The sequence below is a fragment of the Pantoea agglomerans NBRC 102470 genome (assembly GCF_001598475.1).
Classification (GTDB): domain Bacteria; phylum Pseudomonadota; class Gammaproteobacteria; order Enterobacterales; family Enterobacteriaceae; genus Pantoea; species Pantoea agglomerans.
On sequence record NZ_BCZA01000002.1, the window covers coordinates 522,760 to 534,854 of the forward strand.

General features: G+C 57.4%; 8 protein-coding genes. 3 read left to right on the forward strand and 5 right to left on the reverse strand.

Going from position 1 to position 12,095, the window contains the following annotated elements; translation table 11 throughout:
* Positions 1–5: 5 nt before the first annotated feature.
* The 3 genes from asmA to udk all read right to left on the reverse strand — a co-directional run bounded on the left by asmA (position 6) and on the right by udk (position 3,146).
* Positions 6–1,829, reverse strand: a complete 1,824-nt coding sequence (gene asmA / locus PAG01S_RS05975; RefSeq protein ID WP_062758045.1) for an outer membrane assembly protein AsmA — start codon at positions 1,827–1,829, stop codon at positions 6–8.
* A gap of 12 nt (positions 1,830–1,841) precedes the next feature.
* Positions 1,842–2,423, reverse strand: a complete 582-nt coding sequence (gene dcd / locus PAG01S_RS05980; protein ID WP_004571280.1) for a dCTP deaminase — start codon at positions 2,421–2,423, stop codon at positions 1,842–1,844.
* An 81-nt stretch (positions 2,424–2,504) separates the two neighbouring features.
* Positions 2,505–3,146 (reverse strand): uridine kinase, encoded by a 642-nt coding sequence (gene udk, locus PAG01S_RS05985; RefSeq protein WP_010670982.1) that lies wholly within the window; start codon positions 3,144–3,146, stop codon positions 2,505–2,507.
* 283 nt (positions 3,147–3,429) lie between these two features.
* On the opposite strand from udk, the gene PAG01S_RS05990 reads away from it, so the two are divergent.
* The 3 genes from PAG01S_RS05990 (at position 3,430) to yegD (ending at position 8,983) form a co-directional block, all read left to right on the forward strand.
* Positions 3,430–4,044 carry a phosphatase PAP2 family protein gene (locus PAG01S_RS05990; RefSeq protein ID WP_010248160.1) on the forward strand — a complete coding sequence of 205 codons (615 nt, stop codon included), beginning with the start codon at positions 3,430–3,432 and terminating at the stop codon, positions 4,042–4,044.
* Positions 4,045–4,207: 163 nt separating this feature from the next.
* Positions 4,208–7,543, forward strand: coding sequence for a diguanylate cyclase (locus PAG01S_RS05995; RefSeq protein ID WP_062758046.1), 3,336 nt, complete (start codon positions 4,208–4,210; stop codon positions 7,541–7,543).
* Positions 7,544–7,618: 75 nt separating this feature from the next.
* On the forward strand, positions 7,619–8,983 hold the full coding sequence (gene yegD, locus PAG01S_RS06000) for a molecular chaperone (RefSeq protein ID WP_062758048.1): 1,365 nt from the start codon (positions 7,619–7,621) through the stop codon (positions 8,981–8,983).
* Positions 8,984–9,354: 371 nt separating this feature from the next.
* On the opposite strand, the gene PAG01S_RS06005 is transcribed toward yegD, so the two are convergent.
* A complete protein-coding gene (locus tag PAG01S_RS06005) occupies positions 9,355–10,698 on the reverse strand; it encodes a carbohydrate porin (RefSeq protein WP_060680592.1) in 1,344 nt (447 codons plus the stop codon).
* Positions 10,699–10,907: 209 nt separating this feature from the next.
* A complete protein-coding gene (locus tag PAG01S_RS06010) occupies positions 10,908–11,867 on the reverse strand; it encodes an aldo/keto reductase (RefSeq protein WP_010670985.1) in 960 nt (319 codons plus the stop codon).
* Positions 11,868–12,095: the final 228 nt, after the last annotated feature.

Here is a 12,095-nt window from a genome sequence, read left to right on the forward strand (position 1 = left end):
GCCCGCTACGGGCGCATGATTTTCTTCAGGTTCTCTTTGTTCTCGCCCTCTTTCTGGCGATCGATCCACTGATTCAGCCGTGATTTCGCCTCACTCTGCAGCCGGTTACGCAGAACGTCATCCACCGGCAGAGAGTATTGCAGGTTGTCCCAGCGACCATACATGCGCAGCGGAACCGACTGACTGGAGAGCGCCTTCACCAGCGCATCATCGCCATGCCAGCCGCTGATTTTCAGCCCCAGGGTCATATCCAGCTGTTGCTGCACCATGTCAACTTTGCCCGCACCCTGCAGGCCCAGATTCTGGCCGTTGCCATTGATATCGCTGAAGCTGAGTACGCCCTTATTCAGCGCCACCTGTGCGCTAATCGACTCAATCCCCTCATCCACCGCCTGATCGCTGCTGACCTTATCGCTGACCCGCGCCACGGCACGCTGCACCATCTGCTGCAGATTCAGCTCTGCCAGCTTCAGGTTGCTGGCACTGATGGTCGCCCTGCCCTGCCAGCGACGTTTGGCTGCTTCGACCGTCAGCGTATCGCCCGACAGGTCGCCATCCAGACTCAGATTCCCCTGCACGCTTTCCGGCAGTTCAAACGCTTTAAGCAGCGGCTGAATCGCAATTAACCGGAGTTGGGGTTTAAGGCTGACCCGCGTCTCTGGCTGACGGATATCAATACTGCCGGGAATTGAGAAGCTGCCATTGCCCAGCTTGCCGCTGAGCGTCTTCAGCGTCATCACTCCCTGCTGATTGCTGGCGTTCACCGAAAGATTGGTCAGAGAGAGTCCGCGCCATACCGCATTGTCAGCCTGTAACTTCAGCGCCAGATCCAGGTCATTCAGCGGAGAGTCGGCGTTGCTGCGTTCCCGCGGCGCAGCTATTACCGGCGAACGGGCCACGGTGGCGTGCTGCACGCCAGGTGCGTCAGAGACGGGCGCACTGGTGAGTAAATTATCGACGTTAAGGTTGCTGGCTTTCAGATCCAGTGCCAGCTGCTGCGGTGGCGCAATATGGCCACTGCCCTGCCCGGTCAGGGTGCTGTCATTGGCGGTGAGCTGCAGATTACTGAAGGAGAGCTGCTGGCGGTCACCATCCCACTCGCCCTGCAGGCTCAGCGAGCCTTTGATCCCCTGTGCCGGAATGTCGGCGCCGGACAAGGTGTAATCAAGCTGCTGCAACTGGCCGCTGAGGCGATGGGGATATTGCGCGGCATCCAGCTGGCCTTTGAGATTCAGTGTGGCGTTGCGCTGGTTGCGCATCAGCGTAGTGCTCAGCGACAGGGTCGCCAGCTTGTTCGCGTCCTGTTCCATATTAATGTTGAGGTCGCGGAAATTATATTCGTCGCCGCCTGGCTGCTGCCAGATCAACAGACTGTCTGCTACCCGCAGTTTAGCGATATCAAATGACCAGCCGCTGGAAGGCGAAGCCGGCTCCGCATCACGCGGACCCTGAGGCGCATTTCTGGCACGCTGCGCGCGGCTATCTGGCGTCACCCGCACTATCGCATTTTTCAGCATCACCTGGCTGACGCTGAGCTGATGGGATAACAGTGGCCAGAGATCAACATCCAGCCGCATGTTTTCCGCCGAGACCATTGGCTGGCTGGCGCCCGGCGCGGTAAGACTCATCCGGCCGGCCAGAATGCTGAGCTGAGGCCAGACGTGCCAGCGCAGATCGCTGCTGACCTCAAGGCGATAACCACTGCGTTGTTCGACCTGCTGCACCATATAGGCACGAAAGTCGTTGGGATTGACCAGCAGCACCAGCGCGCTCATTCCCGTTACGACCACCACTAACAGGATGGCCAGCGTGGTTATCACTCTTTTCATTACATCCTCAGATCAGTCTTTGTCGATACGGCTGGCATCAGCGCCCTGCTGACCGCGATATTTCGCATCTTCACGCCGGTTGTAGGGACGCGCAGCCGGGCCTGAAAGCGGTTCAAAACTCAGCGCGCCGATCAACATGCCGGGACGCAGAGCCAGCGGCAGTTTACCTGAATTGTAGAACTCCAGCACGATACGGCCCTGCCAGCCAGGATCGATGCGGTGAGCCGTAACGTGTACCATTAACCCAAGTCGCGCCAGCGATGAACGGCCATCCAGCCAGCCGACCAGATCGTCAGGCAGCGTCACGGACTCCAGCGTCACCGCCAGCGCCAGCTCTCCCGGATGGAGGAAAAAAGCTTCGCCATCAGGCAACACGATCTCATCGCTCATGACCCGATCCAGTGCCGCGCTCACTTCCTGTTTCGGGCCGCTCAGATCGATAAAGGCCGCGGTATGACCGCTGAAGGTGCGGAACTGATTACCCAGACGCACATCGACGGTCGCCCCGTTAATGCGCTCGACCGGCGGGCGTGGCTCAATGGCCAGTTTGCCATTGTCCAGCCAGGCTTCAATATCGCGATCGCATAATCTCATTGCGGTAACTCCATGGCATAAGTGTAGCAAACCGGCATGCGTGCCTGCCGCCGGTCTGCACCACGTCCGGACGGACGTGCGTTATTCAAAAAACTGGTTGATTTTCGCCTTGAGGATATCGATGGCGATACGGTTTTTTCCGCCGCGCGGCACAATGATATCGGCGTACTGTTTTGATGGCTCGATAAACTGCAGGAACATCGGACGCACGGTCTTCTGATACTGACTCATTACCGAATCCATTGAGCGGCCACGCTCATTGACGTCACGTTTCATTCGGCGCATCAGACAGATGTCGAGCGGCGTGTCCACGAAGATAGAGAAGTTGAGTTCCTGGCGCAGACGGGCATCGGTTAACAGCAGAATGCCTTCAAGGATGATGACCTTTTTTGCGCTCAGATGATGCGTTTGCTGGGTGCGGGTGTGCTCAACGTAGCTGTAAACCGGCAGCTCAATATCCTGACCGGCTTTGACCGCCTGCAGATGCTGCAACAGCAAATCATGATCCATCGCGCTCGGATGGTCATAATTGGTTTTAACCCTCTCTTCCATGGTGAGGTGACTTTGATCTTTGTAATAAGCATCTTCCGGGATGACCCCGATGTGCTCGCCACCTACCTGATCACGGATTTCACGATAGAGCGTGCTGGCAATTAAACTTTTACCGGATGCGGAAGCGCCGGCAATGCCTACAATCACGCACTGATGAGACTTGTCAGTCATACTTTTTTAAGACCTGATAACTGGAGCCTGCCACTGGTCACACATTACGCGGGCAGCGGACGGGCCGAAATGGAGAGGGTGTGTTCGCGCTAAGTATAGGGATTTCGGCCTTTTGATGCCAGAGAAATGGCGTCGGCGACTTTTCAGACTTTCTCCTTTGGACGCCACTCATTTCACCGATAAACTAGCGGCACACCATACTATAAAAAAAATGGCCTGCGCGGCGCGCTGTTCAGACAAAGCGTGTCGCTAACGTGACGACCGAAGATGCATCAGGAGTGGTATGCACTGGAAGACTTTGACCTATTTTGGCGACAGCATGCTGTTGATTCCAACAGCGGTGATTATTGCGCTGATTTTGCCGTGGAAGAGTGATAATCGTCATACGGTCTTTTACTGGATTGTGGCATTTGGCCTGGCTGGCCTGACCGTCAGCATCTCTAAAATTCTGTTTCTGGGGTTTGGCATCGGCAGCGCCCGCTTTAATTTTACCGGTTTCAGCGGTCATAGTGCCATGTCCGCCACGCTGTGGCCGGTCATGCTATGGCTGATTTCCGGGCGCTGGTCCGCGATGTGGCGCATTGCGGCGATTGGGGTTGGCTATCTGATTCCCCTGATGGTCGGTTTCTCCCGCCTGGTCATCCACGCACACTCAAAAAGTGAGGTGGTCACCGGGCTGCTGCTGGGCTTCACGCTGAGCACGGCGTTTCTGATCTCCCAGCGTCGCACCTCGCTCAAAGGCTTCAGCTGGCCGCAGGTCGGTGCTGCGCTGTTAGTGCCGTTTGTATTGATGAGTCACGGTCGTGTCGCCACCACGCAGCAATTCCTGGAGCGTTTCGCCGCCAGCCTTGCGGGCATGGAGAAACCCTATACCCGCGCCGATCTTTTCCGCCAGTAATCAACGTGCTGGCAATCAATCTTAGCGTGCCCGTCAATTCGCCGAATAACGGGCAATATTGATTTCACCCCTTTTTTCTTTGCCGGATGTGCTAGCATGCAGTGAGAGAATGACTGGTGCCTGATTCGCCATTGTGGAGCGTTGCACCCTGCCGGAAGTCCGCATGACGATAGAGATCCTGTCCCCGCAAAATAGCACGCCAAACCGCTGGCTCTCGGCGCTGCTCCTTGGCTGCGTGGTGTTTGTCCTGACACTCTTCTGTCTGGAACTGATCGTCGTCAGCGGCAAAATCTCCCCGCTCTGGTTTCCGACTACGTTAATGACCGTCGTGGTTTTCCGCTGCCCGTCACGCCAGCTCCCGCTGCTGCTGACAGCCTGCGTGCTTGGCACCGCCGGGGCTAACGCCATCATCATCGGGCCTGCCCTCTCGAACATTAAATTCGCCCTGCTCAATCTTATCCAGGCCGGTGTGGGTGGCATGCTGCTGCGCGCCCTGCTGGATCGGCGCGCGCCGCTGGATTCGCTGCATGACTGGGCACGGATGGTACTGTCGGTGGGCATCGTGACGCCGGTGCTCGGCGGCCTGCTGGCACTCTGGACGCTACAGGTCACCGGCCACGCCTCGTTTCCCTTCTTTTATACCTGGGTGATCTCCGAAATCATCGGCATGCTGGTGTTAGGCCCGATGCTGTTACTGCTGCCGTGGCCGCTGCGTCGCACGGGGTTCAGCAATCTGCGCCTTGCCGAAGCTCTGCTGACGCTTCTTCTCACCCTCGGGGCCAGTTATCTGGCGCTGCGCTTTTTGCCGTGGCCCTTTACCTTTATCGTGGTGATCCTCTTCTGGTGCGCGGTTCGCCTGCCCAAGCTGCAGGCGTTCGTGCTGTTCTTCCTGAACGCCAGTTTTATCTCGATACTGCTCGCCTTTGATCTGGTCACCGTGGTGAACAACAACAGCGCGCTGGGCCCGGTCTCCAGCTGGCTGCCGTTCCTGCTGGTGCTAATCCCCAGTCACATTATGTCGCTGGTGATGGATGCGTTCCGGCGCGAAAAGCTCCATATCACTGACAGTGAAACCCGCTTCCGTCACGCAATGGAGTACTCCGCCATTGGGATGGCGCTGGTGGCGCCCCACGGCATCTGGTTGCAGGTCAACCGCTCGCTGTGCCAGATCCTGGGCTATCCGGCTGAGGAGCTGAAGCGGCTGACCTTTCAGCAGATCACCCATCCCGACGATCTCAGCCTGGATTTGCAACATGCGAACCGACTGCTGGCGGGTGAGATTGATACCTACACCTTTGAGAAGCGCTATTTCCGCAAAGATGGCGAGATTGTCTGGGCGCGGCTGACGGTATCGCTGGTGCGCGATGGTAACCAGGAACCGCTCTACTTTATTGCGCAGATTATCGATATCTCTGAGCTGAAGCAGAGCGAGCAGGTGAATCGCCGGCTGATGGAGCGTATTACGCTGGCCAACGAAGCGGGTGGCATTGGCGTATGGGAGTGGAACCTGCTGACCGGCGAGATGTTATGGGACAAGCGCATGTACGCGCTGTTTGGTCTTGCCCCGCATGAGTCACCCAGCTATGACCTCTGGATCCATCTGCTGCATCCCGCCGATCGCGAGTATGCCGCACTGACGGTGCAACAGGCGATTGAGCTTCGCAGCGCGTTTCACATGGAGTACCGCGTGGTCGATGACCAGGGACATCGCTGGGTGCGCACTCAGGCCAACCGGCTGCTGAGTAAAGAAGGCCGCATTGAGCGTATGCTGGGCATCTGTCAGGACATCACGCCGCTACGCAATCTTAATGAGGCGCTGTTTCAGGAGAAAGAGCGCATGGCGATCACCCTGGATTCGATCGGCGAAGCGGTCATCAGCACCGATAAAGAGATGCGCGTTGCCTTTATGAATCCGGTGGCGGAGAAAATGAGTGGCTGGTCGCAGGAGCAGGCCGCCGGTCAGCCGCTGAGTGAGCTGCTGCATATCACGCAGGGACGTAACGGCCCTGAGGTAGAGAGTTTGCTGTTATGCCAGCTGCCGCCGGAAAAAGTCACCCCCGGTCTCGCTGAAGATCTGGTGCTGCATAGCCCGGATGGCGGCCATATGGATATTCACTACAGCATCACGCCGCTGCGTTCGGAAGCGGGTCTGGAACAGGGGGCGGTGATGGTCATTCAGGATGTGAGTGAGTCACGCAAACTGATGAAGCGCCTGAGCTACAGCGCGCTGCATGACACCCTGACCCGTCTGCCTAACCGCGCCAGCTTCGAACTTCAGCTTAAGCGTCTGCTGTTTGATGCCGCTGAACATCAGCATCAGCATGTGCTGGTGTTTATCGACCTTGATAAGTTTAAAGCGGTCAATGACAGCGCCGGGCATGCTGCAGGCGATGCGTTACTGCGCGAACTCTCCGATCTGATGCAGCACCCTCTGCGCAGCAGCGATTTCCTTGCGCGACTGGGCGGTGATGAGTTTGCACTACTGATGCCCGATTGCGATATCGCACAGGCACATAATGTGGTGCAGCGCATTGTCGCCGCGGTAAATGATTACCGGTTCCAGTGGCTGGGACGCCTCTATCAGGTCGGTGCCAGCGCGGGCGTGACGCAGATTTCAGCAGAAAACTATCAGAGCAGCGACGTGCTTTCGCAGGCGGACATCGCCTGTTACAACGCCAAACGCAGCGGGCGCGGACGGCTGGTGGTCTACGAACAGCATCGCTTACCGCTGTCGGGCAACCATCAGGGCATGGATGCGGCGATGATTGATGCGCTGCAGATCGAACTGCCCGCCTGGGCCGTTGCCCCGCCAAAAACGCCGCAGGCAGCCTTTATCTGGCTGCTTGAGGTGCAGCTGTTAACCGCTGACGGATTGCTGCTGGATGAGACACTGCTGCGCAATAACCTGCCTGATGAAACGCTGCGTCGCCGGCTGGATAATAATATTCTTGAGGCTTTTTTCCGCCACGACGTGCAGCGGCTCAATAACAAAGGCATTCCGGTGATTCTGCCGCTCAATGCCCAGGTGCTGAGTGATGCCGCCTTTGTGCAGCAACTCTGCCAGCGCTTTGTTGCCGCCGGTCTCTCCAGCAGCGGCTGTGGTTTTGCTTTCCCTGCCGCCAGCGTGCTGAGCCAGGGCGATCAGCTCTATGCCGCGCTGCTGCAACTGCGGCAGTGCGGCTGCCGCATCGTATTGCAGCATTTTGGCCGTAATCTGGATGCTTTTAATCTGCTGAGTGACGAGGTGGTCGATTATCTGGTGCTGGCACCTGAACTGGTTGCCAACGTTCACAATAATCTGATGGATGAGATGCTGCTGACCATCATTCAGGGCCAGGCAACACAGCGCAATATCTCGGTGCTGGCCGGTCCGGTTTCGGTACCGGCCCTGCTCAGCACCCTGGCTAACCTCGATGTTAATGGCGTCTGGGGCAGTGCCGTGGCGGAGCGCCAGCCGTTGCGTTCACTGGCTGAAGATCACATCTTCGCTATTCGTTAATTCCGGCGCTGCCCGCTTGCCACCCTGCTGAAGCTGCGCTAAAGTCGCCCCCTTTTTTCCGGCATGGGGGCGAAAATGTTCATAGGATTCGATTACGGCACGGCTAACTGCTCTATTGCAGTCAGCGAAAATGGCACGCCACGTCTGTTAACGCTGGAAAATGATCAGCGCCTGCTGCCGTCGATGATCTGTGCGCCGACCCGCGAGTCGATCAGCGAATGGCTCTATCGTCATCATCAGGTCGCGACACCTGACAGCGAAACCACGGCGCTGCTGCAGCGCGCGCTGCGATATAACCGCGAAGAAGATATCGACGTCCAGCCCAATAGCGTGCAGTTTGGCCTCACCGCGCTGCAGCACTATATGGTCGATCCCGAAGATGTCTGGTTCGTTAAATCCCCCAAATCGTTCCTCGGTGCTACTGGCCTGAAGCCACAGCAGATTGCCCTGTTTGAAGATCTGGTCTGCGCCATGATGCTGCATATCCGCAAGCAGGGTGAAAGCCAGCTTGATCAGGCTATCGATCAGGCTATCGATCAGGCGGTAATCGGCCGACCAGTCAACTTCCAGGGTTTAGGCAGTGAAGAGTCTAACCAGCAGGCTGAAGGTATTCTGCTGCGCGCCGCTCACCGCGCCGGTTTCCGCGACGTAGAGTTTCAGTTCGAACCGGTGGCGGCCGGACTCGATTTCGAAGCCACGCTGCAGCAGGAGACGCGGGTACTGGTGGTGGATATTGGCGGTGGTACTACCGACTGCTCAATGTTGCTGATGGGGCCGAAGTGGCGTGATAAAGCTGACCGCCGTGAAAGCCTGCTGGGCCACAGCGGTTGCCGTGTCGGCGGTAACGACCTGGACATCATGCTGACGTTTAAGACCCTGATGCCGCTACTCGGTCTGGGCGGTAACACCCAGAAAGGCACCGCCCTGCCTGCGCTGCCGTGGTGGAATGCGATCGCCATCAATGATGTGCCGGCACAAAGTGACTTTTACAGTCCCGCCTGCGGAAAGTGGCTGCGGGATTTAGTGCGTGATGCGGAACAGGGTGACGTAGTGGCTCGCCTGCTGAAAGTGTGGCAGCAGAAGCTCAGTTATCGCCTGGTACGCGCAGCGGAAGAGAGCAAGATTGCGCTGTCAGCCAGCCCGGCGTATACCGCTTCCCTGGACTTTATTGCCGCCGCATTAGAGACAGAGATTGGCGTGGATCAGCTGCAGGACGCCATCAGTCAGCCGCTGGAGAAAATTCTGGAACAGGTGCAGCTGGCATTAGCCACCAGCCAGATTAAGCCTGATGTGATTTACCTGACCGGCGGCAGTGCGCGTTCGCCGTTGCTGCGCGCGGCGCTGCAGCAGACGCTGCCGGATACACCGATTGTGGGCGGCGATGATTTCGCCTCCGTCACCGCAGGGCTGGCCCGCTGGGCGGAAGTGATGTTCCGCTAGGCTTGCACTGCAATAACAAAGACGGCACCTGAGGGTGTAATGCCAGTCAGTTAAGCGACAGGTGATAACGCAGTCTGGTGCCGGGCCCCGGCCTGCTCTGAAGCTTGAGTGCATGTTGTCAGAAAGGGCACGAGAGTGGAGGCCTGAGCGCCTCTGCTGCTGAAAGGGCTATCCGCAGCGCTCAGGCGTGACGCCGGGCCAGAAGTCCACGCCGGGAAGCGTGGACAGTTCGGGGCCGGCCAGGGAGGGCCGATCCCCGAACGGTTCGTCGGCACGACGTCAAAGCCGAAGGTACCGCGTGAGCGGCGCGAGGACGGCCCGGCAGCAGCAGAGGTGCTCAGGCCCGTACTGCGGCTCGCTCGCCCGGAAAATCAGAATGCAATATTGGCGCTGATACCGCCGATAAACGCATCTTTCACTTCACTGACTGCGCCAGGGGCAACCACATACTGCAGGTTAGGACGCAGTGACATCCAGTTAGTTACTTTAGCGTTGTAGTAAACCTCATAGTTGTACTCTGAGCCTTCCTGAATCGGCAGATAGGTCGGGCTGTCAAAGCGGCTCTCGCCATTAGCCTGATTCTGCTGACGCAGTGAGCGGGTATAGTCGCTGTTCACATGAACACGTGATGCGCCCACGCCGATCTCATCCTGAGGACGGGCATCAAACGGGCCTGTCCAGGTAAACGCAATAGACTGGTAGTTGTCGGTCTTTGAGGTCTTGTGATCGTTCATCACCGCCTGCACCCGCACGCCCAGACCGCGATTCACATCGCCATCCTGCGCGGTCAGCTGTTGCTGTAACAGCAGATAGCCGCCATAGGAATGGGCCTGATCCTGATAGCCGCCGTTGCGCCAGCTGCCATAAACATCGCCATCCACTGAGGAATAGTAATAGCCGATGCGGTAGTTACCCGGTAATTTCTCCGGCCCGAAGGTTGGTTTCCAGCCCAGTTCGACCGGCACCAGATTCCCTTCTGAATTGCTGGTATCCAGACGGAAACCATCACCGCGATCGTAGTTAGCGCTGTTCTGATTATAGAAACCGACCTGGAAGAAAACGTCCGGCGTGATATTGAATTTCACCCGGCCGCCCCACTGCGAGACCGGCCAGTTAAACCAGCGATCGCCGCGCCAGTTACCCGCCTGCCCGCTGCCCAGAGCCAGGTTCTGGAACAGATTGCCATCGAAGTTATCGAAGTCTTCCCCTACCGTCACCCGCCCGGCTTTCACATCGACCACATCGTTAAACAATCCTTTGCGCAACCAGAACTGGGTCAGACGCCAGGTCTGGCCGCGACCGTAAACCTCCTGCACCGAGGAGAGCATACCGGTGCGTTGATCCGCGACCTGTTCAGAAAGATTCTGTCCGTTACGACTGGTCACGGTCATCTGGAACTCGGCATCCTGCCAGTCCAGCAACTTCTGCAGATCGAAATTGGTGCCAAACGACCACTGATCGCTGTAGCGCATGGTGGTATTGGTATCTGCCCCGCCGCCTAAATTCGCGGCGCTTTCCATGGTGTAGTTAACGTCAAACTTAATGCCGTCGTCCTGCAGCTGCGTTCGGTACCCGCCCCAGTCACCAAACATCCATTCGGAGTCCGGGCTCAGGGCGTCAGCGGCAAACGCCTGCGCGGAAAACATGGCCAGGATCAGGGTGCCGGTTGCCACACGGCGCAGCGGGAAACGCTGCTCTGCTTTTCTGTTTTTCATCTTGCTTATTCTTATGTAAGTTACGGAAAATGACGCGCAGAGGATAGTGCTGGATAACCTCTGTTTTTTGTAAATACGTGCGCATAATTACCCGTAACATCCGTTTATTAACGCATTTGTGATCGGGATCGCTGATTGGTTATTCTCTGGGCGGGGTGCCAATTTTTTGACAGGTGTAGCGTAAAAAGGGGCGCTATCGCCCCTTGTGTTTACTGGCTTGCCTGATTCAGTTGTTCAATCTGCGCCGGTGTCAGCGTCAGCTGCATCGCGCCAGTCAGATCGTCGAGCTGTTTCAGCGAGGTGGCACTGACAATCGGTGCGGTGATACCGGGACGGGCGATCAGCCAGGCCAGCGCCACCTGCGTCGGCGTCACCTGATGCGCTTCGCTGATAGCGTCCAGTGCGTCGAGGATCCGCAAACCGCGCGGGTTAAGGTATTTATCTACGACACCCTGACCGCGCGCGCTTTTACCCGCATCTGCCGCCTCGCGGTATTTGCCACTGAGAAAGCCGCTGGCGAGTGAATAGTAGTTAATCACGCCCAGCCCCTGCGCCATCACCACCGGCTCCAGCTCCGATTCATAGGGCTGGCGGTCATAAAGGTTGTATTCAGGTTGCAGGGTTTCATAGCGCGCCAGCCCCTGCGTTTCACTGACCTGCAACGCCTCCTGCAGCCGTGCCGCGCTGTAATTGGAAGCACCAATCGCCCGCACTTTGCCCTCTCTGATCAGGCTGTCGAAGGCGCTCAGGGTTTCTGCCAGCGGCGTATCCTGATCGTCGCGGTGCGCCTGGTAGAGATCGATATAGTCGGTCTGCAACCGGCGCAGTGAATCTTCAACTGCCTGACGGATATATTGCGGTTTCAGCCCGGTTTTCTCCGGCGACAATTCCATGCCAACCTTGGTTGCCAGCACGATCTGGTCGCGTTTGCCGCTTTTTTTCAGCCATTCACCCATAATGGTTTCCGATTCACCGCCTTTATTGCCCGGTGCCCAGCGGGAATAGACGTCGGCGGTATCGATAAACCACAGGCCTCGGTCCACCAGCGCATCCAGCAGAGAAAAGGAGGTGGTTTGATCCACTGTCCAGCCAAACACGTTGCCGCCAAACGTCAGCAACGGCACCGCGATACCACTGTCACCCAACTGCCGGGTTTGATTCTGACTCATTTCCTGCTCCTTATTTGCCTGAAAAAACCGTCTGTCTTTCAGCATAGCAAAGTGATTTCACGGCTTTATGACGATTGTGATGCGATTAATGAAAGAACAGGCATAATTACCCCGCCCTGACAGATATCCTTATTTCCTTCAAATTCTGCCCGTCAGAGGCGGCTACACTCTGTCGTTTGCAGGCTACCCATTTGATGCCTGCGCCTGGGACTACGTCACTGCTGGAGA